We start from the raw sequence: 22,052 nt of genomic DNA, 5'->3' as shown, positions 1-22,052 counted from the left end.
CGTCGACGAGGCAACCCGCTCTGCGACGCGCCGAAAGCAATGGTGGCCGGCGGCCCTTCTCAATGCTCAGCGGCCGAGAACGCACCGACGATTGATGTCATCAGCTAGGCGTACTTGCCGTGGCAGTGCTTGTACTTCTTGCCCGAGCCGCACGGGCAGTCCTCGTTGCGGCCGACCTTGCCCCAGCTTGCCGGGTTGTTCGGATCGCGGTCGGCGGCGGCCGCCGCGGGGGATTTCGGCGCCAGCGAGGCCTCGGCGTAATTGGCCTGGGCGAAATTCGCGCTGGCGAACGCCATCTCGTCCTCGCCGGTGTGGGGATCGAGCTTGTGCACCTCCATCGGCGGCAGCGGCTGCGGCGGCTCGTCCGGCGGCACGATCTCGACCCGCATCAGCTGCGCGGTGACGGCCTCGCGCAGATGCGCGCTCATCTCCTGGAACAGGTTGAAGGCCTCGGTCTTGTACTCCTGCAACGGATCGCGCTGGCCGTAGCCGCGCAGGCCGATCACCTGGCGCAGATGGTCGAGCATGATCAGATGCTCGCGCCACAGATGGTCCAGCGTCTGCAGCAGAATGGTCTTCTCGACGTAGCGCATCACGTCGGGGCCCCATTGCGCGACCTTGGCCGCCATGCGCTCGTCGACATGCTTCTCGACCCGCGCCAGCAGCTCCTCGTCGGCGATGCCCTCTTCCTTGGCCCATTCGTCGACGGGCAGCTCGACATCGAGCACGCGCTTCAATTCGTCCTTCAGCCCCGCGGTGTCCCACTGCTCGGCATAGGCGTGCTCGGGGATGTATTTTGCGATCACGTCCTCGACGAAGGCGTGGCGCATGTCGGTGACGGTCTCGGCGACGCTGTCGTCCTTCATCAGGTCGACGCGCTGGTCGAAGATCACCTTGCGCTGGTCGTTCTGGACGTTGTCGAACTTGAGCAGGTTCTTGCGGATGTCGAAGTTGCGCGCCTCGACCTTCTGCTGCGCCTTCTCGAGCGCCTTGTTGATCCAGGGATGGATGATGGCCTCGCCTTCCTGCAGGCCGAGCCGCTGCAGCATGCTGTCGAGCCGGTCGGAGCCGAAGATGCGCATCAGATCGTCTTCCAGCGACAGGAAGAATTTCGAGCGGCCAGGGTCGCCCTGACGGCCGGAGCGGCCGCGCAGTTGGTTGTCGATGCGGCGGGATTCGTGGCGCTCGGAGCCGATGATGTAGAGGCCGCCCGGCTTCTTCACGGTCTTGGCCGGCTTCGAACCCTTGGCGGGCTCGACCTCGAGATCTTCCTCGGCCTTCAGCACCAGCTCGCGGAAGCGCTCGATGTCGGCCTTGATCTGCTCGATCTTCGATGCCTTCTCGGCCTCGTCGGTAATGCCGGCGGTCTCCTGCTGGAGCCGCATGTCGAGCGAGCCGCCGAGCTTGATGTCGGTACCGCGGCCGGCCATGTTGGTCGCGATCGTGATCGCGCCGGGCACGCCGGCTTCCGCGACGATATAGGCTTCCTGCTCGTGGAAGCGCGCATTCAGCACCGCGAACAGCTTTGCCGGCTTGCCCGCACGCGCCGCGGCATAGAGCTTCTCCATGCCGGATTCAGACCCGAAGTCGATCTGCTTGTAGCCGTGCTTCTTCAGGTACTCGGCCAGCACTTCCGACTTCTCGATCGAGGCGGTGCCGACCAAGACCGGCTGCAGCCGCTTGTTGGCGCGCTCGATCTCGGCAAGGATCGCGGCGTATTTCTCGCCTTGCGTGCGGTAGACCTCGTCGTCCTCGTCGAGGCGCGCCACCGGCAGGTTGGTCGGGATCTCCACCACCTCGAGCTTGTAGATGTCGAACAGTTCGTCGGCTTCGGTCGCGGCGGTGCCGGTCATGCCCGCGAGCTTCTCGTACATCCGGAAATAGTTCTGGAAGGTGATCGAGGCCAGCGTCTGGTTCTCCGGCTGCACCGGCTGGTGCTCCTTGGCCTCCAGCGCCTGGTGCAGGCCTTCAGAGTAGCGGCGGCCGGGCATCATGCGTCCGGTGAACTCGTCGATGATCACAACCTCGCCGTCGCGGACGATGTAATCCTTGTCGCGGGTGAACAGCGTGTGCGCGCGCAGCGCCTGGTTGACGTGATGCACCACCGAGACGTTCTCGACGTCGTACAGCGAGTCGCCCTTGAGCTGGCCGGCATCGCGCAGCAGCGTCTCCAGCTTCTCCATGCCGCCTTCGGTCAGCGTCACCGTGCGCTGCTTCTCGTCGACCTCGAAGTCGTCCTTCTTGGTCAGCTTCGGCATGAAAGTGTCGATGGTGTTGTAGAAGTCCGAGCGGTCGTCGAGCGGGCCGGAGATGATCAGCGGGGTGCGCGCTTCATCGATGAGAATGGAGTCGACTTCGTCGACGATCGCGTAATAGTGCCCGCGCTGGACCATGTCCTCCAGGCGGTACTTCATGTTGTCGCGCAGATAGTCGAAGCCGTATTCGTTGTTGGTGCCGTAGGTGATGTCGCAGCCATAGGCCGCTTTGCGCTCGGCGTCGTCGAGGCCGTGCACGATGACGCCGGTGGAGAGCCCGAGGAACGAGTAGATCTGGCCCATCCAGCCGGAGTCGCGGCGGGCGAGGTAGTCGTTGACGGTGACGACGTGGACGCCACGGCCGGCGAGCGCGTTGAGATAGACCGCAAGGGTCGCGACCAGCGTCTTGCCTTCGCCGGTCTTCATCTCGGCGATGTCGCCCTCGTGCAGCACCATGCCGCCGATCAGCTGGACGTCGAAATGGCGCTGGCCGAGCGTGCGCTTGGCGGCCTCGCGCACCGTGGCGAACGCCGGGACCAGGATGTCGTCGAGCGTCTTGCCGTTGGCGAGTTGCTCCCTGAATTCCGCGGTGCGGGCCTTGAGCTGCTCGTCGGTCAGTTTGACCAGTTCGGGCTCCAGCGCGTTGATGGCGTTGACGCGGGACTGATACCCCTTGACCCGGCGGTCATTGGCGGAGCCGAAAAACTTGCGGGCGAGCGCGCCGATCATGCGGAATTCCTGTTCTTCGGTCTCGAGTTTCGGTCTTGGTTCAGTGTTCGGTTACAGCCTGGAACGGTCCACCGGGTCGCCTATCAACTCACCGTGACGCACTGCGTTTCAAGCCCCCGGCCCGGGGCTCTTCCGCCAATTGAGTGGGAGACAGGCCATCCTGGGTTCAAAGGCCAAAAACGCAGCAAAATAAGCGCTCTCGCCGTTGACACGATTGCGCAGAGATATGGCCCGGTCGGGGGGTTGTCAACTTGGCCAAGATGTCAAGGAATTCATCATTTTGACAACACTTTCGCGTTGTCATGGCCGCGTGATTGGGCGAGTGTCCGCCCCGCTCAAGCTTCCCCCTCTTGGACCTAAGGATTTTCCATGACCACCTCGCCTTCGGATACCAAAACCGGCATGCGCCTCGGCCTCGCCACCCTGGCCGCGACGGGCTGTCTTGTCGCAGTGCTGGCCGCCGGCCTGCCGGTTCGCGCCGCGGAATCCGACCCGGTGCTCGCGAAGGTGAATGGTTCCGAGATTCATGCCAGCGACGTCGCGCTGGCCGAGGAAGAGCTGGGCCCGAGTCTGGCGCAGATGGACCCCTCGACCAAGAAGGACAACGTGCTGTCGTTCCTGATCGACATGAAGATCGTCTCCAAGGCCGCCGAGGACAAGAAGGTCGAGAACTCCGACGAGTTCAAGAAGCGCCTCGCCTTCACCCGCAACCGCCTCTTGATGGACAGCCTGCTCGCCAGCGAGGGCAAGGCCGCGACCACCGACGAGGCGATGAAGAAGGTCTATGACGAGGCCGCCAAGCAGATCACCGGCGAGCAGGAGGTGCGTGCCCGCCACATCCTGGTCGAGACCGAGGACGAGGCCAAGGCGGTCAAGGCCGAGCTCGACAAGGGCGCCGACTTCGCCGAGCTCGCCAAGAAGAAGTCGAAGGATCCCGGTGCCGCCGACGGCGGCGACCTCGGCTTCTTCACCAAGGAGCAGATGGTGCCGGAATTCTCCGCGGTCGCCTTCGCGCTCGAGCCGGGCAAGATCTCCGATCCGGTCAAGTCGCAGTTCGGCTGGCACATCATCAAGGTCGAGGAAAAGCGCAGCCGCAAGGCGCCGGACTTCGAGCAGGTGAAGGCCCAGATCGAGACCTACGTCACCCGCAAGGCGCAAGCCGACTACGTCGCCAAGCTGCGCGAGGCCGCCAAGGTCGAGCGCATGGACAAGCCCGCCGCGGCCGATGCCGCCAAGGACGCGCCGAAGCCGGCCGACAACAAGATGGCGCCGGCGAAGAAGTAAGCGTTGCCGATATCAGACGTTGCGATGGCCGGGCATGTCCCGGCCATTTGCGTTTTGGAGGATGCGTAGCCCGGATGCAGCGCAGCGTAATCCGGGGAGGTTTCACCGCGGGTTGAGCGGTCCCGGATTACGCTGCGCTGCATCCGGGCTACGGCATCACCACGGCCGCAGTAGGCTCCCTCGCCCCGCTCTTGCGGGCAGAGGGTTGGGGTGAGGGGCTATCTCCGCGGCAGCGGTGAAAGACGGACTCGCGGAGACTCCCCCTCACCCGGATCGCATTTCGCTTCGCTGCATGCGATCCGGCCTCTCCCCGCAAGCGGGGAGAGGCGAAGGGGCGTGGGCTCCTTGAACGATTCATAACACGTGCGCCCTCTCCCGTTTCGACGAACGAGATGATATGCAGCGCTTCCCTCCTCGCAGCCGGAAGCCTCCCGATGTCCACCGCCGTCTCCCCCCTCGCCCCGACCGACGTCCCCGAGATGCCCGCGATCGCGGGTGTGCGGCTTGCGACCGCGGCCGCCGGCATCCGCTACAAGAACCGCACCGACGTGCTGCTGGCGCTATTGGACAAGGGCACCGCGGTGGCCGGCGTCTTCACCAAGTCGAAATGCCCGTCGGCGCCGGTCGAATGGTGCCGCGCTAAACTGAAGGGCGGCAACGCGCGCGCGCTGGTGGTCAATTCCGGCAACGCCAATGCCTTCACCGGCAAGACCGGCAAGGCGTCGACCGCGCTGACCGCGCAGATCGCCTCGAAAGCGGTCGGCTGCTCGACCAATGAGGTGTTCCTCGCCTCCACCGGCGTGATCGGCGAGCCGCTCGACGCCACCAAATTCGACGGCGTGCTGGCACAGCTCACCGATGCCGCGGCGCCCGACCACTGGATGGATGCGGCCAAGGCGATCATGACCACCGACACCTTCCCGAAGGTCGCGACCGCGACCGTGAAGCTCGGCAAGGCCAAGGTGACGATCAACGGCATGGCCAAGGGCGCCGGCATGATCATGCCCGATATGGCGACCATGCTGTCCTTCATCTTCACCGACGCGCCGGTCTCGGCCTCGGTGCTGCAAGTGCTGCTCAAGGCCGGCGTCGAGGACACCTTCAATGCGCTGACCATCGACGGCGACACCTCGACCTCGGATACGCTGCTGGCGTTCGCCACCGGCGCCGCGGCCGCGCAGGGCGCGCCGAAGATCAGCCGCGCCAGCGACCCGCGCCTGAAGGCGTTTGCAGAGGCGTTCCAAGAGATCCTCGCCAATCTCTCCGAGCAGGTGGCGCGCGACGGCGAGGGCGCGCGCAAGCTGGTCGAGGTCGTGGTCGAGGGCGCCACGACAAAGCCGTCGGCGCGCAGAATCGCGATGTCGATCGCCAATTCGCCGCTGGTGAAGACCGCGATCGCCGGCGAGGACGCCAATTGGGGCCGCGTGGTGATGGCGGTCGGCAAGGCCGGCGAGCCCGCCAACCGCGACAAGCTGTCGATCTCCTTCAACGGCATCCGCGTCGCCAAGAGCGGCGCGCGCGATCCCTCCTACGACGAGAAGGAAGTGTCGGAGGCGATGAAGGCGCCGAAGATCCAGATCAAGGTCGCGCTCGGCCTCGGCAAGGGCCGCGACCGCGTGCTGACCTGCGACCTCACCAAGGAATACGTCGCGATCAACGGCGACTACCGGTCGTAGAATTTGCTGTCATTGCGGGGGCCGCGTAGCGGCCTCCTCAGGGTGACGGGATGGTTTGCTCAACTTGCTCGGTGTCATCACCCGCGCAGGCGGGTGATCCAGTATTCCAGAGGCAGTGGTGAATGAACCGAGAGGCCGCGGCGTACTGGATCGCCCGGTTAAACCGGGCGATGACAGGTGTGGGCGAGGACAAAGCTTCACATCTTCTCAGGGTGACGGTGCGGGAGCTTCAGCCCTTTAACTGCTGATCCGGGCGTCGGCGACGGCCTTCTTGAACAACGCGGTCATCGCATCCGCGATGCCCTGGGTCGGGCTGACCTCGAAATAGAATCCCGGCGAGGCGCAGGCCTGCATGTTCTGCGCGATCTGGCTGTTCGGCGACGGACCGAACGGACCCTGATTGAACGGGTCGATCCAGCTCATGTACCAGGCGTTGGTCGGCAGCTGCAGGTACGTGGTGTAGAGTACCGCGATCTTGATACCGCGGTTCTTGATCGCCGTGCACAGTGCAGGATCGATCGGCGACTGGCAACGATTGCTGCCGGTGATCGGCTTCAGGCAGGCCGCATTGGGCTCGTCGGCCACGCCGTCGGAGACGAAGAACAGGTATTTTTGCGGCGACGACGAGGTGCCGGGGCCCGGCGCGCTGATCGCATTGCTGATGGCGGGAAGCACCGTCGAGAACTGGGTGTCCTTGTCGGCGGTGTAGGAATCATTGTTGCCGTAGACGCCCATCAGGTCGATGTTGCCGGCCGCGGTCTTGGCGCTCGACAGGCTGGTCGACAGGTTGAACAGCGCGCGCAAGCCGATCGTCGCCGACGAGGCACCGAAATCATAGATCGCCATCCGGTACTGGTTGGCATAGGTCGCGGTGCTCGCCGCGGTGTCCATCAACTGCTGCGTCGCGCTGCGCAGCACGTCGATCCGCGTCGTGACGCCGAGCTTCTTGGCCAGATTGTAGTAGTTGTTGGCATCGTTGTAGTCGTGACAGGCGAAGGCGCATTTGTCCGACGTGTTGTTGACCATGGTGGTCACGTCGGCCGGCGTCGCCGCGACGCCCATCGACGGCGAATTGTCGAGCAGCAGATAGAAGTCGATGTAGAGCGGCATCGTCGCCGTCGACGTCGAGGTGCCCGTCACGGTGATCTTGCCGCTGCCGATCACGCCGAGAAACATGGTGGGGACGTCGGCGGAGAACTGCACCTTGGCGGTCAGGGTGCCGCCGCTCTTGGTCACGGCCGGCGTCACGCTGTTGAGCGTGAAGCCGGTCTGGTTGAAGATGTTGCCGTTGAAGATCTTGGTCGCGTCGTCGTTGCCCGCCGCAACCGGGCCGTCCGAGGTCATGGCGCCGGCGGCGATGAAGCCCGGCGAGGCCTTGGCGATCGAACCGACGCTGGCGGCGTCGGCAGCGGAGATCAGCTTGGTGCGGATCTGGTTGGCGCGGGTATAGTCGACCGCGCATCCGACAGCGACGAGGGCCGGCAGCGCGACGAGGCCGAAGATGATCGCGATGTTGCCCGAGCGATCGCGGCGGAAACGGCTGATGGTCCGGGTCAAGGTGCGCATGGGTTCTGTCGGCAGTAAAGGACGCGGGAGCCCCCACCCTGCCTCCGGCGAATTAAGGCAAGCTTATTGCGGCCGCTGAAAGCCGCATTGCGACAAAACGTTTGGCGCTGAGCGCGCAGCTGGTTAATGGAAGCTTGCCGATTTCAACCATAGGGACATCCACGCTGCATGGCCGACATCAAGCTGACCCTGGTCGCCGCCTGCGCGCTGGTCGACGCCGACAAGCGCGTGCTGCTGGCGCAGCGCCCCGAAGGCAAGGCGCTGGCGGGGCTGTGGGAATTCCCCGGTGGCAAGATCGAGCCCGGCGAGCGGCCGGAACAGACACTGATCCGCGAGCTGCACGAGGAGATCGGCATCACCGTGAGCGAGCCGTGCCTCGCGCCGCTGACCTTTGCGAGCCACGCCTACGAAACCTTCCATCTGTTGATGCCGCTCTACATCTGCCGCCGCTGGGAGGGCATGGTAGTGGCCCGTGAGGGCCAGCAGCTGGCCTGGGTGCGCGCCAGCAAGCTGCGCGACTACCCGATGCCGCCGGCGGATATCCCGCTGCTGCCGCATCTGATCGATCTGCTGCTGTGAGCTGAACTGGTCTTGCGCACGGCCCCTTGTGGGGCCGTCGCAGGGGGCGCGCATCAAAACCTGAAAAACAACCCCATGCAAAGTAGCCGGCGGTTCCCGGCGTTCGACAAGCCGCTTGACACATCGGGCAAGTCAGGGGTATTTTTCCAATATTCCGAAATTGTGCAGAGGCTAAGACCACGTCGGCAGTCCCGATGCGGCCACCCCTCTCCCCAACCCTCCCCCGCAAGGGGGAAGAGAGCCTGACTAACGTGCTCACCTCACTGTCTTTGTGGCTTCAATGCAAGTCGAAGCAACTATCGGGATGCGCCCGTCATCAGCGATGTGAGGGACGCACCGCTGGGAGGGTTCCCTCTCCCCTTGCGGGAGAGGGTTAGGGAGAGGGGTGCCGCTTGCTCCGCTATTTGTCGAGTGCGAAGGACACTCAGCGGTGAGCGCGACGCTTGATTTAGCATCGACTTGTTTACGCATCTCGCCCGGGGCCACCCCTCTCCCCAACCCTCCCCCGCAAGGGGGGAGGGAGCCTGAAGAGCGTGCTCACCTCACGCGTCAGCGTTTCGCCTGCTTCACTGCCGCTTCCAGGCTCGCCTTGGCCGAGCCCGGCTTCAGCGGCTTTGGCTGGCTCTCATGCGGCGCCCAGCCGGACAGCCAGACGATGTCGAAGGTGGCGCGGATGCGGCCGTCTGCGTCGGCGAAGCGCTCGGCGTAGAGCTGCGCCATGCGCAGCATGGTGGCGCGGCGGGTTAAGGTGTGGCGGCGCTCGCGCAGCACGTTGGTGGCGCCCATCCGCCTGAGATCGGCCATCAGCGCGAAGGCGCTGGCGTAGCGCACCACGACGCGGTCGACGTCGGTAACCGGCAGCGCAAACCCCGCGCGCTGCAGCAGCGCGCCGATGTCGCGCAGATCGGCAAACGGCGCGACGCGCGGCGACACGCCGCCCTCGCATTCGGCCTCGGCGGCGGCAAAGCTCTGCCGCAGCTCGGTCAGCGTATCGCCGCCGAGCATCGCCGCGAGCAACAACCCGTCCGGCTTCAGCGCGCGGCGGATTTGCGCCAGCACGCCCGGCAGATCGTTGACAAACTGGAAGGCCAGCGCGGAGACCGCAAGATCCAGGGATTCCGCAGCCAGCGGCAGAGTTTCCGCCACAAATCCTGACGGCTCCGCTGGACGAGCAATCGGAACCTGGAGACCGCGCCAAAGGCGAATCTGCAACCCTTCACCAGGTGTCCAGACGTCCGCGACGTGCTCGAACTTGCGCATCATTGCGCCAAGCCTCTCCTCCATCTCGTCGTTGACGCGCATCAGCAGAAAATCCGCCGGATGGCGTGACGCGCGCAACTGCCGCTGCAGCAGAAGTGCGCGATCGAACAGCATGGGGGCTGCGGGCGGGGTCGTTGCCATCCGGGCTGGTTACGCCGGACCGCCGCCGCAGGCAATGCGCCTTGAGCCCGCGTGGCCCAAACGCTAGCCTCGCCCGCCATGGACGCCGAGGCATCACCACCCCGCTCGATTTCCGGTCATTTTCAGCGCGCGCTTGGCGCGATCGGGGGCGTGTGGATGCGCGCGGCGCGAATGGCGCTCGACATCGCGCTGCCGACGCTGTGCGTGTCCTGCCGGGAGCCGGTTCATGGCGAGGGGGTGTGCGCGGCGTGCTGGGCGAAATTGTCGTTCATCGCGCCGCCGTTCTGCCCGCGGCTCGGCATTCCCTTTGTCTACGACCCCGGACCGGAGCTGCTGTCGATGGAGGCGATCGCCAGTCCCCCGGCCTACCAGCGCGCCCGCGCTGCGGTGCGCTATGACGACGTCGCGCGGACGCTGGTGCATGCGCTGAAATACCAGGATCGCACCGATCTGGCGCCGACCATGGGTCGCTGGATGGCACGCGCGGGGAAGGAATTGCTCGACGGCGCCGACCTGCTGGTCCCGGTTCCCTTGCACTGGCGGCGTGGCTGGGGCCGGCGCTACAACCAGTCCGGCGCGCTCGCCAAGGTGATCTCGCGCCAGAGCGGCGTCAAAATGGCCTCCGAGGCGCTGCGGCGCATCCGCGCCACCGAGCAGCAGATCGGGCTGTCGCGCAAGGACCGCGCCAGCAATGTCCAGGGCGCATTCGGGATCGCCGATGAGCGCAAGGCTGAGATCCAGGGCCGCCGCGTCATCCTGGTCGACGACGTCCTGACGTCCGGCGCCACGGCGGATGCCTGCGCGCGGGCGCTGTTGCGCGCCAAAGCGGCGCAGGTCGACGTGCTGGTGTTTGCCCGGGTTGTCGATACCCACCGCGCTCCCATATAATCCGAACCTTCTGGTTCAACCGAGCGCATCATGACCGCTGCCATTGAAATCTACACCCGCCCGGGCTGCGGTTATTGCACCGCGGCCAAATCGCTGCTGACGCGCAAGAACGCCGCGTTCACCGAGCTCAGCGTCGCCAGCAACCCGTCCTATCGCGACGAGATGTACGACCGCGCCGGAGCCGGGTCGACCTTCCCGCAGATCTTCATCGACAAAATGCATGTCGGCGGCTGCGACGAGCTCTACGCGCTCGACCGCGAGGGCAAGCTCGACGGCCTGCTTGCGAACGGAGGCGGCGCCTGATGGCCGAGCACACCACCTTCACCGCCGCCATGGTGCAGATGCGCACCTCGCTGCTGCCGGAGCCGAGCCTCGAGCAGGGCATGCGGCTGATCCGCGAGGCGGCGGCGCAGGGCGCCAACTATGTGCAGACGCCCGAAGTCAGCAACATGATGCAGCTGAACCGCAAGGCGCTGTTCGAGCACCTGGCGAGCGAGGAGGACGACAAGTCGCTGCAGGCCTATCGCGCGCTCGCCGCCGAATTGAAGATCCATCTGCATATCGGCTCGCTGGCGCTGCGCTATTCGCCGGAGAAGGCGGTGAACCGCTCGTTCCTGATCGGGCCCGAGGGCAATCTGCTCGCGAGCTACGACAAGATCCACATGTTCGACATCGATCTGCCGGGCGGCGAGAGCTATCGCGAATCGGCCAATTACCAGCCCGGCGAGACCGCGGTGATCTCGGACCTGCCGTGGGGCCGGATCGGGCTGACGATCTGCTACGACGTGCGCTTCCCGGCGCTGTACCGCGCGCTCGCGGAGGCCGGCGCCTGGTTCCTCACGGTGCCCTCCGCCTTCACCCGCAAGACCGGCGAGGCGCATTGGCACACGCTGCTGCGCGCCCGCGCCATCGAGACCGGCTGCTTCGTGTTCGCGGCGGCCCAGGCCGGCCTGCATGAGAACAAGCGCGAGACCTTTGGGCATTCGCTGATCGTCGACCCCTGGGGCGAGATCATCGCCGAGGGCGGGGTCGAGCCCGGCGTGTTCCTGGCCGAGATCGATACCGCCAAGGTCGAGACCGCGCGCAAAACCATCCCCTCGCTGCAGCACGGCCGCCGCTTCGGCATCGCCGACCCCAAGGCCGGTCCGGAGCATCTGCACCTCGTCCGGGGCTCGGCATGATCCGCTACACCCTACGGTGCGCGCGCGGTCACCAGTTCGAGAGCTGGTTCCAGAGTTCCTCGGCCTATGAATCGCAGGAGCGGCGGCACCTGATCGATTGCCCGACCTGCGGCTCGAGCGAGATCGAGCGCGCGATCATGGCGCCGCGGGTGATCGGCAAGAAGGGCCGCGAGCCGGCGCAGCCTGCACCTGGCGCGGCGCCCGCGGAAACTGCCGCCAGCGAGCCGACCTCGCTGATGATGGCGCAGGAGCGCGAGCTGCGCGCCAAGCTGAAAGAGCTGCGCGACCATATCGTCAAGAACGCCGACAATGTCGGCGACCGCTTCCCCAACGAAGCCCGCAAGATGCATTACGGCGATATCGAGCATCGCCCGATCTATGGCGAGGCGTCACCCGAAGAAGCGCGCGCGCTGATCGACGAAGGCGTCGAGGTCTCGCCGCTGCCGACGCTGCCCGAAGACCGGAACTGACGCTTAGAGCATGATCCGGAAAAGTGTGAAGCGGTTTTCCGAAAAGATCATGCTCAAATAAAGAGCTAAAGCGCGATGACGATTCAACCCAATCTCATCGCGCTTTAGCGTCAGCTCGCCACCAGCAACGCGACCCCGATCACGATCAGGACGATGCCGATCAGCTCGCGCAGCGAGAACGGCTGCTTGAGCGAGAAATACGCCACGCCCTGCGCGAACAGCACCTCGATCAGCGCCAGCGTGCGCACATTGGCCGCCGCCGTCAGCGCGAACGCCAGGAACCAGAACTGCGAGGAGAACGCGCCCATGAAGCCGGCGAACATTGACGGGCGCCAGAGGCCGAGAATTTTCCGCAGCACATCGGGCGCGCGCAGCAGCAAATAGACCGACAGAATCAGCGTCTGCACGAACAGGCTCCACATCAGCGTGCAGGAGGCTGCCGTCACGAACGAGACGCCGGGCACCGCGATGATCGCGCCGCGAAAGCTCACCGCCGAGATCGCGAACACCGCGGCGGCGCCGAGGCCGAGCACAGTCGGGCGCAGATCGGCAAAACTCCTCGAGCCGCCGGGCCGCAGCGCGGTGATGACGACACCGACGGTGGCGATCACAATCGCGATCACCTTGGCCGCCGTGAGATGGTCGCCGAGGAAGATGAAGCCGAAGATCGCGGTCTGGATCGCCTCGGTCTTCATATAGGCCGTGGTCACCACGAAGGAGCGGTCGTTCATCGCCAGCAGCATGAAGCCGGTGCCGACGATCTGGCTCAGCGCACCGGTGACGAGCCACGGCCAGAACGCGCTCGACGGCCACGGCACGCGGTCGCCGGTCGCGATCACGGCGAGCGCGAAGAACAGCACCGAGAACGGCAGCCCGAACAAGAAGCGGATATTGGTCGCGCCCCAGGTCCCGAGCGGCCCGGTCAGATGCCGCTGCATCGCATTGCGCGCCACCTGCCCGAACGCGGCAACGATGGTGAAGGGAATCCAGAGCGAAGCGAGCGTGAACATATGCGTTGCGGAAAGCGTGCCGGGCGGGAGTATATCAGCACCGTGCCGATTGCCGCCGATACGGTCAAACCAAGTCAGCGCATGACAGGATTGCGCAGCGTCCACAAACTTCCGTAGCCCGGATGCAGCGAAGCGCAATCCGGGGCCGCTCTACCCGCGGATGAACCTGTCCCGGATTACGCTGCGCTCCATCCGGGCTACAGGGGGCTCACACCTCCTCCGCGATCACCATGTAGTTCACGTCCATGTCGGACGAGACGCTCCATTTGTCGGCGAGCGGGTTGTAGACCACGCCGGCCTGTTCGGTGACGGTGAGGTTGAGGTCGCCGAGGTAGCGTTCGAGCTCGGCGGGGGTGACGAACTTGCTCCACTCGTGGGTGCCGCGCGGCAGCCAGCGCAGCACGTATTCGGCGCCGACGATGGCGAGCGCAAAGCTTTTCCAGTTGCGGTTCAACGTCGAAACCACCATCAGCCCGCCGGGCTTGAGCATCGCGGCGCAGCGCTTGAGGAAGGCACCGACGTCGGTGACGTGCTCGACCACCTCCATCGCCAGCACGATGTCGAAGCGCTCGCGCACGTCCATGTCCTCGACCGTGGTGCAGCGGTAGTCGATCGACAGATGGCCCTTGTCGGCGTGCAGCTTGGCGGCCGATATGTTGGTGGCGGAGGGATCGATGCCGATCACCTGGGCGCCCAGCCGCGTCAACGGCTCGCACAACAGCCCGGCCCCGCAGCCGATGTCGAGCACGCGCAGGCCGGACAGGCAGCCGAGACTCTTGGCGTTGCGCTCGAACTTGCGGCAGGCGGCGTCGCGGATGTAGGTCAGGCGCAGCGGATTGATCTTGTGCAGCGGCGCCATCTTGCCGTGCGGATCCCACCATTCGTCCGACAGCTTTGAGAATTTCGCGATCTCGGCCGGATCGACCGAGCTGGCGGAGGCATTGGAGAGATTTGTCTGCATGGCCATGATTGCGCGCGCCCCTATCGCGCGGTGATCGCACTGCGGAACGCCAGCGGCGAGGCGATGGTCGCGATTTTTTGCCTGCCCTCACCGACACCCTGAATGGTGACATCGCCGTAGTTGAGAATACGTCCCATGATGCTCTGATAGACGTCGACGCTCTCGACCTTGTCGAGGCTCATCTCGAATGTCTTGCGGGTGATGAAGCCGGTCTTGTGGACAACGCGCAGGTTGGTGACGTCGGTCTCGGTGGTGAGCCGGTGGAACCAGGCCCTGATGGTCCAGTAGACCGCCGCGACCGCCACCACCGCGGCGGCCGCAAGGCAGACCAAGACGAGGCCGTCGACGGTCACGAGCCGCGACAGGATCAGCAGCACCACCACCACGGTCCATGCCCCGATCGCCGGCAGATAGAACATCCAGTGCGCGTTGGTGGAATACAGCACCTTCTCGCCCGGCTGCAGGATTTCGTCGATGTAACGGCCCATCCGCTCCGCCTTCGAGTAACCACGGCGCCACAGCCCGCCCGCGACGGGTGAAACACCGCAAAACACCCCCAAAAGTCCCGCAGGAACCACCTTGCCCCCGGGCGCGCCGCTATGTATACGCGCCTTTCGGTGCCCGCGCTTGCGGTTTTCGGCGTGGGTTAACCTACTTATCCTCTTAAAGGAATAGACGCGTCGTCATGGGCCGCCTCGTGATGAAATTCGGCGGTACGTCCGTCGCCAATATCGATCGTATCCGCAACGTCGCCCAGCACGTGAAGCGCGAGGTCGACGCGGGCCATGAGGTCGCCGTGGTCGTCTCCGCGATGTCCGGCAAGACCAACGAGTTGGTCGGCTGGTGCACCGAGGCGTCGCCGCTGCATGACGCGCGGGAATATGACGCGGTGGTCGCCTCCGGTGAACAGGTGACCTCCGGCCTGCTCGCGATCGTGCTGCAGGGCCTCGGCATCCAGGCGCGCTCCTGGCAGGGCTGGCAGATCCCGATCAAGACCTCGGACGCGCATGCCTCGGCGCGCATCCTCGATATTGACGGCAGCGAGATCATGACCCGCTTCAAGGAGCGCAAGGAGGTCGCCGTGATCGCCGGCTTCCAGGGCATCAACCCGCAGACCGGCCGCATCACGACGCTGGGCCGCGGCGGCTCGGACACCTCCGCGGTGGCGATCGCAGCCGCGCTGCGCGCCGACCGCTGCGACATCTACACCGACGTCGACGGCGTCTACACCACCGATCCCCGCGTGGTGCCGAAGGCGCGTCGGCTCGACAAGATCGCCTTCGAGGACATGCTGGAGCTGGCCTCGCAGGGCGCCAAGGTGCTGCAGGTCCGCTCGGTGGAACTCGGCATGGTGCACAACATGCCGATCTTCGTGCGCTCCAGCTTCGACAAGCCTGAGGATATCGACCCGCACGCCAACCAGCCGCCGGGCACGCTGATCTGCAGCGAGGAGGAAATCATGGAAATGCACGTCGTCACCGGCATCGCCTTCTCCAAGGACGAGGCCCAGATTTCCGTGCGCCAGATCGAAGACAAGCCGGGCGTTGCCGCCTCGATCTTCGGGCCGCTCGCGGATGCCAACATCAATGTCGACATGATCGTGCAGAACGTGTCGGAGGACGGCAAGACCACCGACCTCACCTTCACCGTTCCGGCCGCCGACTATAACCGCGCCAAGGACACCATTACCGCCGCCAAGGCCAAGATCGGCTATGCCAGGCTCGACACCGCGACCGACGTCGCCAAGGTCTCGGTGATCGGCAGCGGCATGCGCAGCCACGCCGGCGTCGCCTCGAAGGCGTTCCGCGCGCTGGCCGAGCGCAACATCAACATCCGCGCCATCACGACGTCCGAGATCAAGTTCTCGGTCTTGATCGACGCCGCCTACACCGAGCTCGCCGTGCGCACGCTGCACACGCTGTACGGGCTGGATCAGGCGTAGGGCGCTCTAAACCCTCTCCCCTTGTGGGAGAGGGTGGCTTCGCGAAGCGAAGCCGGGTGAGGGGTTGTCTCCACTCGGGCGGTCTTGCAAACGGAGAGAACCCCTCATCCGTCGCGGACTGCGACCGCGACACCTTCTCCCACAAGGGGAGAAGGGAAGGAGGCCGGCTCGCTCGCGGCCCCGATAGTTAGAATTTCTCTTAGCGGGCGCAGCATTGGGCTGACGCAGACGTTATTTGCTACTGGCAGGCGTTTTGCTTGGCAAAGCAAGCCTCGATTGGCTATACGGCCAGTCAGGTGGGCTGCCGCAAACTGTGCCACAGTTTTGGCGATCCCGATTCGGCGGGGACCGGTGTTCGCGGCGACGCCGAATCACTAAAATTGCTGGATTTGACGAGTTTTGCGCCAGCGGCCGGCACCCCGGCGCGCTGGTTTGGCGGGAGGGACTGAAAGCACATGCGGAGCGCCTCGGGAGGCCCGCGCATCCTGTTGAGACGGCTCCGCGAAACCATGGCGGAGCAAGTCTCCGCGCAGGAGCGCCTCGACAAGATCGTGGTGCTTATCGCGGCCAACATGGTGGCCGAGGTGTGCTCGACCTATGTGCTGCGCGTCGACAACACGCTGGAGCTCTACGCCACCGAAGGCCTCAACCGCGACGCCGTGCACCACACCGTGCTGAGCGCGCATGAGGGCCTGGTCGGCCTCGTCGCCAGCGAGGCGACGCCGCTGAACCTGTCCGACGCGCAAAGCCATCCGGCCTTCTCCTACCGCCCGGAGACCGGCGAAGAGGCCTACCACTCCTTCCTCGGCGTGCCGATCCTGCGCGCCGGCAACACGCTCGGCGTGCTCGTGGTGCAGAACCGCGCCAAGCGCACCTATGTCGAGGAAGAGGTCGAGGCGCTGCAGACCACCGCCATGGTGCTGGCGGAGATGATCGCCTCCGGCGAGCTCGCCGCGCTGGCGCAGCCCGGCGCCGAGCCGGCGGCGCGGCACTCGCTGCACAAGACCGGCGCGGTGCTGTCCGACGGCATCGCGCTCGGCCATGTCGTGCTGCACGAGCCGCGCGTCGTCATCACCAATTACATCGCCGAGGACCTGCCCAAGGAGGTCAAGCGGCTCGACACGGCGCTGGCCAGCCTGCGCGCCGACCTCGACCGCCTCCTGGAGCGCGGCGACGTCGCCGAAGGCGGCGAGCACCGCGAGGTGCTGGAAGCCTACCGCATGTTCGCCAACGACCAGGGCTGGTCACACAAGCTGCACGAGGCGGTCGCCACCGGCCTGACCGCGGAGGCCGCCGTCGAACGCGTGCAGTCCGACACCCGCGCCCGCATGCTGCGCTCGACCGATCCTTATCTGCGCGACCGCCTGCACGATCTCGAGGATCTCGGCCACCGCCTGATGCGGCAGCTGGTCGGCCAGGATCACGCGCCCTCGCGCGAGCAACTGCCCGACAATGCCATTTTGATCGCGCGCGCGATGGGCCCGGCGGCGCTGCTCGACTACGACCGCAAGCGGCTGCGCGGCCTGGTGCTGGAGGAAGGCACCGCCAATTCGCACGTCTCGATCGTGGCGCGCGCGCTCGGCATTCCCGCGGTCGGCGAGGTGCCGAACGCCCCCGGCATCGCAGATCCCGGCGACGCCATCATCGTCGACGGCATTTCCGGCGAGATCTATGTCCGGCCCTCGACCGAGATCGAATCCGCCTATGCCGAACGCGTGCGGTTCCGCGCGCGGCGGCAGGCGCAGTATTCGGCGCTGCGCGACAAGCCCTGCGTCACCAAGGACGGCCAGCCGATCGAGCTTTTGATCAATGCCGGCCTGACCATCGACCTGCCGCATATCGACGACACCGGCAGCGCCGGCGTCGGGCTGTTCCGCACCGAGCTGCAGTTCATGGTGAGCCCGAGCCTGCCGCGCTCGACCGACCAGCTCGCGCTGTATCGCACCGTGCTGGATGCCGCGGGCACAAAGCCCGTCACCTTCCGCACGCTCGACATCGGCGGCGACAAGGCGCTGCCCTATATGGAGACCGTGGTCGAGGAGAACCCGGCGCTCGGCTGGCGGGCGATCCGGCTCGGCCTCGACCGCCCCGGCCTGCTGCGCGGCCAGATCCGCGCGCTGCTCCGCGCCGGCGGCGGCCGCGCGCTGAAGATCATGTTCCCGATGATCTCCGACGTCGCCGAGTTCGACCAGGCCAAGGCGATCGTCGAGCGCGAATTGACCTATCTGCGCCAGCACGGCCATTCGCTGCCCGAGCGCATCGATGTCGGCACCATGGTCGAGGTGCCGGCCCTGCTCTACCAGCTCGACGAGCTGTTGAAGCGGGTCGACTTCGTCTCGGTCGGCTCCAACGATCTGTTCCAGTTCCTGTTCGCGGTCGACCGCGGCAACGCCAAGGTGTCCGAGCGGTTCGACATCCTGTCGGCGCCGATCCTGCGCGCGCTGCGCGACATCGTGCGCAAGGCCAAGGCCGCGAAGAAGGCCGCCTCGCTGTGCGGCGAGATGGCCTCGAAGCCGATCGGCGCGCTGGCGCTGATTGCGCTCGGCTACCGTTCTCTTTCATTGTCGGCAACCGCGCACGGCCCGGTGAAGGCGATGATCCTCGATCTCGACGCCAAGAAGGCCGAGGCCATGATCAATCCGCTGCTCGACAAGCCGTCCGGCAGCGTGTCGATCCGTGCGGCGCTGACCAAGTTTGCGGAAACCGAGGGGCTGGCCTTGTAGCGACGCTGCCGTCGCCGTTCGCCGTCCCGCTTTCGCAATTCGAGACATCGCCATGCTACCCGAAGCCAAACTCGACATCCTGCTCGCCCATCACGCCTCGCTCGAGGCCGAGCTGCTCGGCCAGGTGAACTCCGACCGCTACGTTGCGATCACCCGCGAGCTCGCCGAGCTCAATCCGCTGATCGACGCGGTGAAGGACTATCGTTCCGCCCGCACCGAGCTCGCCGGCGCCGAGGCGCTGCTGGCTGACGCGGCTGAAGATCCCGAGATGCATAGCATGGCGGAGGCCGAGCTCGAGACGCTGCAGGCGCGCATTGGCGAGCTCGAGCAGAAGATCCGGGTCGCGCTGCTGCCCAAGGACGCGATGGACGATCGCAACGTGATGCTGGAAATCCGCGCCGGCACCGGCGGCGACGAGGCTTCGCTGTTCGCCGGCGATCTGTTCCGGATGTATGAGCGCTTCGCCGGCCTGCAGGGCTGGAAGGTCGAGGTGATCTCGGCCAGCGAAGGCACCGTCGGCGGCTACAAGGAAATCATCGCCGAGGTGCAGGGCCGCGGCGCCTTTGCAAAACTGAAATTCGAATCCGGCGTGCATCGTGTGCAGCGCGTGCCCGACACCGAGACGCAGGGGCGCATCCACACCTCGGCCGCAACAGTCGCGGTGCTGCCGGAGGTCGAGGATGTCGACGTCGACATCAAGGACACGGATTTGCGGATCGAGACCATGCGCGCCGGCGGCGCCGGCGGCCAGCACGTCAACAAGACCGAATCGGCGATCCGCATCACCCACATCCCGACCGGCATCGTGGTGATGATGCAGGACAGCCGCTCGCAACACAAAAACCGCGCCTCGGCGATGAACATCCTGCGCTCGCGCATCTACGACGCCGAGCGCCAGCGCGTCGAGGCCGCGCGCTCCGCCGACCGCAAGGAGAAGGTCGGCTCCGGCGATCGCTCCGAGCGCATCCGCACCTACAATTTCCCGCAAGGGCGCGTCACCGACCACCGCATCAATCTGACGCTCTATAAATTGCCGCAGGTGATCGCCGGCGAAGCGCTCGGCGAACTGATCGATGCGCTGACCACCGAACACCAGGCCGCGCAGCTCGCGGCGCAGGGCGCTGCGGCGTAAGGCTCAGGATTCGCCGGGTTGCGACGATGACTTCAACAGCCGGCGCAGCGCCGGGCTCGCGGCGCGCCGCAGCTCCTCGACGTTCTTCCGCGACAGCGACTGCAGCTTCCGCTCGCCCTTCTGTGTCAGCTTGAGCAAAACGCGGCGACCGTCCTCGGGATCGGCGAACCGGCTGATCAGCCCGAGCTTCACCATGCGATCCACCAGCTCGACGGCGGAGTGATGCCGGACCAGCAGAAAGCGCGCGATGTCGCCGACGGTCGCCGGGCCCGGGCGGACGAAGCCCTTGATGCCGAGCAGCGCCTGGTGTTGCTGCGGCGTCAATCCGGCCTGCTTGGCCGCCTGCTCGCTGAACGCCAGAAACGTCCGCAGCTGGTAGCGAAAGCGGGCCAGCGCCTCGTAATCGACCGCTCCCGCCGCGCCGCCGCGCGTCGTGGTTCCGGCCGTGGTCCGGCGCTGCTTGGGTTGCGGCATTCGCTCGTCCCTGGAGATGGTCCGCGCGATGGCGGAGACCGGACGACGCTACCAAGCTACCATGACGCAAACCATCTCCGGATACCGCTGCCGGCGATGTTTTCAACGGCCTGAGTGTCGCAGCTCCGGCCGGCAGCGATCATACGCGGAGCAATGGATTGCTTCGTCGCTGCGCGCCTCGCAATGACGAAGTCGATATTGCGCATGGCCTCTCGGGATACGGATTACGGCATTCCGCGTCGGACCCGGCCGCCCGCTCAATTTCCCAACGCCGCAATCATCCGCTTCGCGTGTTCCGCAAGCACGTCCATGTCCTGCTTGTGGGTCTGTGCCGGCAGCAGCGCGACACCGGCCTTCACCGGCATCACATGCATGTGCAGGTGAAGCACCACCTGCCCGCTGGCGGGCTCGCTGAACTGCTGGATGATGATGCCGTCGGCACTGAACGCCTTCATCGCGCCGACGGCGATGCGTTTTGCCGACCGCGCGACCTCGGCAAGGTCGTCCTCGGCGATATCGAGGATGCCGCGCGCCGGCGCCTTCGGGATCACCAGCGTATGTCCCGGCGATCGCGGCATGATGTCGAGAAAGGCGAAGGTCCGGTCGGTCTCGTAGACCTTGAAGCTCGGGATCTCGCCGCGCAGGATTTTTGCGAAGGCGTTCTGGTCGTCATAGGCCGTCATGTTGCTGTTTCCGGTCAGGGCGCTCATGCCCGAACCGTGCGCGCCGGCCGCGCGCGGCGCAAGCCATATCGACGCCGCACCGACCATCGGCTAACAACGCGCGATGAGCGCAGCAGCTGACCACCAGACCGTCGAGACCAGCAGGCGCGCGCTGGCCGCGCGCCTCAAGGCCGCCGGCAACAAGTCGGCCGAGCTGGATGCGCGGCTCTTGGCCGGCGCCGCGCTCGGGCTCGATCTGACCGGCATGATCTCCGCGGCCAATCGAACCCTGACCGCAGCCGAAGCGGATCGCATCGAAGCGTTGGCGCAGCGCCGGCTTGCCGGCGAGCCGGTCGCGCGCATCCTTGGCAACAAGGAGTTTTGGGGGCTGCCGCTACAACTTTCCGCCGCGACGTTGGTGCCGCGCCCCGACACCGAGACGGTGGTCGAGCGCGCGCTCGAGCTGTTGCGCGCCGATGGCGCGGCGGAGCGCGCGCTGCGGATCGCCGATCTCGGCACCGGCAGCGGCGCGATCCTGCTGGCGCTGCTTTCGGAACTGCCCCACGCGCATGGCTTCGGCACCGACATCTCGGCGGAGGCGCTCGATACCGCGCGCCAGAACGCAGCGGCGCTCGGGCTTGCGGATCGCGCGACGATGATTAACTGTGATTTTGGTAGCGGGCTCGTGGGCCCGTTCGACTTGATCGTGTCGAACCCGCCCTATATCCGGACAACCGAGATCCCCGATCTCGCCACCGAGGTGCGCGACCACGATCCACGCGCCGCGCTCGACGGCGGCGCCGACGGGCTCGATGCCTACCGCGCGCTGATCTCGCATTCTGCGGGTCTTCTGGTGCCAGGCGGATTTCTGGTTGTCGAAATCGGCCGCGGCCAGGAGGCCGACGTTGAAGCCCTGATGACGGCCGCGGGCTTATCCCCGACCGGGCCGCCCAGGGCCGATCTGGGGGGCATCCCGAGGGCGGTTTCCGCCCGCCGGCTGCCCCGATAAAGTCCTATTGGAACGCAAAAAAACCTCTTGGAATTACCCCCGGGAACGACTACGTTCCGGCCACAACGTCGGTACTGGCCCCCGTAGCCGATACGGGGTGATGACCAGGG

Annotated in this window: 20 protein-coding genes; 12 read left to right on the top strand and 8 right to left on the bottom strand. The window is 65.9% G+C overall.

The features are described from left to right. Positions 1-104: 104 nt before the first annotated feature. Entirely contained in the window at positions 105-2,984 is a 2,880-nt protein-coding gene (gene secA / locus CI41S_RS42550) for a preprotein translocase subunit SecA (protein WP_139864899.1), read from the bottom strand. A gap of 369 nt (positions 2,985-3,353) precedes the next feature. Here secA and CI41S_RS42545 point away from each other — a divergent pair, with 369 nt between their 5' ends. Both CI41S_RS42545 and argJ read left to right on the top strand, forming a co-directional pair. Continuing rightward, positions 3,354-4,268, top strand: coding sequence for a peptidylprolyl isomerase (locus CI41S_RS42545; protein ID WP_139864898.1), 915 nt, complete (start codon positions 3,354-3,356; stop codon positions 4,266-4,268). 434 nt (positions 4,269-4,702) lie between these two features. Then, positions 4,703-5,944 (top strand): bifunctional glutamate N-acetyltransferase/amino-acid acetyltransferase ArgJ, encoded by a 1,242-nt coding sequence (argJ, locus tag CI41S_RS42540; RefSeq protein ID WP_139864897.1) that lies wholly within the window; start codon positions 4,703-4,705, stop codon positions 5,942-5,944. Between the two features lie 237 nt (positions 5,945-6,181). Here argJ and CI41S_RS42535 read toward each other — a convergent pair whose 3' ends face one another. Then, a complete protein-coding gene (locus CI41S_RS42535) occupies positions 6,182-7,510 on the bottom strand; it encodes a TadE/TadG family type IV pilus assembly protein (RefSeq protein ID WP_139864896.1) in 1,329 nt (442 codons plus the stop codon). 168 nt (positions 7,511-7,678) lie between these two features. Here CI41S_RS42535 and CI41S_RS42530 point away from each other — a divergent pair, with 168 nt between their 5' ends. Continuing rightward, positions 7,679-8,089 carry a (deoxy)nucleoside triphosphate pyrophosphohydrolase gene (locus CI41S_RS42530; RefSeq protein ID WP_139864895.1) on the top strand — a complete coding sequence of 137 codons (411 nt, stop codon included), beginning with the start codon at positions 7,679-7,681 and terminating at the stop codon, positions 8,087-8,089. Between the two features lie 549 nt (positions 8,090-8,638). On the opposite strand, the gene CI41S_RS42525 is transcribed toward CI41S_RS42530, so the two are convergent. Further along, a complete protein-coding gene (locus tag CI41S_RS42525) occupies positions 8,639-9,490 on the bottom strand; it encodes a methyltransferase domain-containing protein (protein ID WP_139864894.1) in 852 nt (283 codons plus the stop codon). A 78-nt stretch (positions 9,491-9,568) separates the two neighbouring features. Here CI41S_RS42525 and CI41S_RS42520 point away from each other — a divergent pair, with 78 nt between their 5' ends. From CI41S_RS42520 to CI41S_RS42505, 4 genes are read left to right on the top strand one after another with little or no spacing between them, the layout of a single operon-like run. Continuing rightward, positions 9,569-10,378, top strand: coding sequence for a ComF family protein (locus CI41S_RS42520; protein WP_139864922.1), 810 nt, complete (start codon positions 9,569-9,571; stop codon positions 10,376-10,378). Positions 10,379-10,408: 30 nt separating this feature from the next. Then, positions 10,409-10,681: a glutaredoxin 3 gene (gene grxC, locus CI41S_RS42515; RefSeq protein WP_139864893.1), complete on the top strand. Its 273-nt coding sequence runs from the start codon at positions 10,409-10,411 to the stop codon at positions 10,679-10,681. Next, the gene (locus CI41S_RS42510) at positions 10,681-11,559 is read left to right on the top strand and encodes a carbon-nitrogen hydrolase family protein (RefSeq protein WP_139864892.1); all 879 of its coding nucleotides are present in this window, start codon (positions 10,681-10,683) and stop codon (positions 11,557-11,559) included. Before grxC ends, CI41S_RS42510 begins: the two co-directional genes overlap by 1 nt. Beyond that, positions 11,556-12,029 carry a DUF1178 family protein gene (locus CI41S_RS42505; protein WP_139864891.1) on the top strand — a complete coding sequence of 158 codons (474 nt, stop codon included), beginning with the start codon at positions 11,556-11,558 and terminating at the stop codon, positions 12,027-12,029. Before CI41S_RS42510 ends, CI41S_RS42505 begins: the two co-directional genes overlap by 4 nt. A 110-nt stretch (positions 12,030-12,139) precedes the next feature. Here the strand turns inward: CI41S_RS42505 and CI41S_RS42500 are convergent, their stop codons facing one another. From CI41S_RS42500 to CI41S_RS42490, 3 genes are all read right to left on the bottom strand, one after another. After that, entirely contained in the window at positions 12,140-13,039 is a 900-nt protein-coding gene (locus tag CI41S_RS42500) for a DMT family transporter (protein WP_139864890.1), read from the bottom strand. Between the two features lie 208 nt (positions 13,040-13,247). After that, positions 13,248-14,006 carry a bifunctional 2-polyprenyl-6-hydroxyphenol methylase/3-demethylubiquinol 3-O-methyltransferase UbiG gene (gene ubiG / locus CI41S_RS42495; protein ID WP_139481717.1) on the bottom strand — a complete coding sequence of 253 codons (759 nt, stop codon included), beginning with the start codon at positions 14,004-14,006 and terminating at the stop codon, positions 13,248-13,250. Between the two features lie 14 nt (positions 14,007-14,020). Next, the gene (locus CI41S_RS42490; RefSeq protein ID WP_139481716.1) at positions 14,021-14,488 is read right to left on the bottom strand and encodes a PH domain-containing protein; all 468 of its coding nucleotides are present in this window, start codon (positions 14,486-14,488) and stop codon (positions 14,021-14,023) included. Positions 14,489-14,685: 197 nt separating this feature from the next. Here CI41S_RS42490 and CI41S_RS42485 point away from each other — a divergent pair, with 197 nt between their 5' ends. The 4 genes from CI41S_RS42485 (at position 14,686) to prfA (ending at position 19,797) form a co-directional block, all read left to right on the top strand. Further along, positions 14,686-15,942 (top strand): aspartate kinase, encoded by a 1,257-nt coding sequence (locus CI41S_RS42485; protein WP_139864889.1) that lies wholly within the window; start codon positions 14,686-14,688, stop codon positions 15,940-15,942. Between the two features lie 257 nt (positions 15,943-16,199). Next, complete coding sequence (locus CI41S_RS42480) at positions 16,200-16,391, top strand: hypothetical protein (protein WP_139864888.1); 192 nt, start codon at positions 16,200-16,202, stop codon at positions 16,389-16,391. Positions 16,392-16,397: 6 nt separating this feature from the next. Beyond that, entirely contained in the window at positions 16,398-18,665 is a 2,268-nt protein-coding gene (ptsP, locus tag CI41S_RS42475; protein WP_139864887.1) for a phosphoenolpyruvate--protein phosphotransferase, read from the top strand. Positions 18,666-18,711: 46 nt separating this feature from the next. After that, positions 18,712-19,797 carry a peptide chain release factor 1 gene (prfA, locus tag CI41S_RS42470; RefSeq protein WP_139864921.1) on the top strand — a complete coding sequence of 362 codons (1,086 nt, stop codon included), beginning with the start codon at positions 18,712-18,714 and terminating at the stop codon, positions 19,795-19,797. Positions 19,798-19,800: 3 nt separating this feature from the next. On the opposite strand, the gene CI41S_RS42465 is transcribed toward prfA, so the two are convergent. Further along, a complete protein-coding gene (locus CI41S_RS42465) occupies positions 19,801-20,271 on the bottom strand; it encodes a MarR family winged helix-turn-helix transcriptional regulator (RefSeq protein ID WP_139864886.1) in 471 nt (156 codons plus the stop codon). 257 nt (positions 20,272-20,528) lie between these two features. Next, on the bottom strand, positions 20,529-20,954 hold the full coding sequence (locus CI41S_RS42460; protein WP_139864920.1) for an HIT family protein: 426 nt from the start codon (positions 20,952-20,954) through the stop codon (positions 20,529-20,531). 103 nt (positions 20,955-21,057) lie between these two features. Here CI41S_RS42460 and prmC point away from each other — a divergent pair, with 103 nt between their 5' ends. Beyond that, positions 21,058-21,942: a peptide chain release factor N(5)-glutamine methyltransferase gene (prmC, locus tag CI41S_RS42455; RefSeq protein WP_139864885.1), complete on the top strand. Its 885-nt coding sequence runs from the start codon at positions 21,058-21,060 to the stop codon at positions 21,940-21,942. The last annotated feature ends 110 nt before the right edge of the window (positions 21,943-22,052 follow it).

The sequence above is a fragment of the Bradyrhizobium ivorense genome (genome assembly GCF_900696085.1).
GTDB classification, from domain to species: Bacteria; Pseudomonadota; Alphaproteobacteria; order Rhizobiales; family Xanthobacteraceae; genus Bradyrhizobium; species Bradyrhizobium ivorense.
This window is presented reverse-complemented; position numbering and strand designations above follow the sequence as displayed.

Coding starts and splice junctions, on each gene's coding strand:
- CI41S_RS42465 (WP_139864886.1), bottom strand. CDS start 20,271: ATGCCGCAACCCAAGCAGCGCCGGACCACGGCCGGAACCACGACGCGC.
- CI41S_RS42500 (WP_139864890.1), bottom strand. CDS start 13,039: ATGTTCACGCTCGCTTCGCTCTGGATTCCCTTCACCATCGTTGCCGCG.
- CI41S_RS42460 (WP_139864920.1), bottom strand. CDS start 20,954: ATGACGGCCTATGACGACCAGAACGCCTTCGCAAAAATCCTGCGCGGC.
- CI41S_RS42485 (WP_139864889.1), top strand. CDS start 14,686: ATGGGCCGCCTCGTGATGAAATTCGGCGGTACGTCCGTCGCCAATATC.
- CI41S_RS42545 (WP_139864898.1), top strand. CDS start 3,354: ATGACCACCTCGCCTTCGGATACCAAAACCGGCATGCGCCTCGGCCTC.
- CI41S_RS42535 (WP_139864896.1), bottom strand. CDS start 7,510: ATGCGCACCTTGACCCGGACCATCAGCCGTTTCCGCCGCGATCGCTCG.
- CI41S_RS42520 (WP_139864922.1), top strand. CDS start 9,569: ATGGACGCCGAGGCATCACCACCCCGCTCGATTTCCGGTCATTTTCAG.
- prmC (WP_139864885.1), top strand. CDS start 21,058: ATGAGCGCAGCAGCTGACCACCAGACCGTCGAGACCAGCAGGCGCGCG.
- grxC (WP_139864893.1), top strand. CDS start 10,409: ATGACCGCTGCCATTGAAATCTACACCCGCCCGGGCTGCGGTTATTGC.
- CI41S_RS42505 (WP_139864891.1), top strand. CDS start 11,556: ATGATCCGCTACACCCTACGGTGCGCGCGCGGTCACCAGTTCGAGAGC.
- ubiG (WP_139481717.1), bottom strand. CDS start 14,006: ATGGCCATGCAGACAAATCTCTCCAATGCCTCCGCCAGCTCGGTCGAT.
- CI41S_RS42530 (WP_139864895.1), top strand. CDS start 7,679: ATGGCCGACATCAAGCTGACCCTGGTCGCCGCCTGCGCGCTGGTCGAC.
- CI41S_RS42490 (WP_139481716.1), bottom strand. CDS start 14,488: ATGGGCCGTTACATCGACGAAATCCTGCAGCCGGGCGAGAAGGTGCTG.
- ptsP (WP_139864887.1), top strand. CDS start 16,398: ATGCGGAGCGCCTCGGGAGGCCCGCGCATCCTGTTGAGACGGCTCCGC.
- argJ (WP_139864897.1), top strand. CDS start 4,703: ATGTCCACCGCCGTCTCCCCCCTCGCCCCGACCGACGTCCCCGAGATG.
- CI41S_RS42510 (WP_139864892.1), top strand. CDS start 10,681: ATGGCCGAGCACACCACCTTCACCGCCGCCATGGTGCAGATGCGCACC.
- secA (WP_139864899.1), bottom strand. CDS start 2,984: ATGATCGGCGCGCTCGCCCGCAAGTTTTTCGGCTCCGCCAATGACCGC.
- CI41S_RS42525 (WP_139864894.1), bottom strand. CDS start 9,490: ATGGCAACGACCCCGCCCGCAGCCCCCATGCTGTTCGATCGCGCACTT.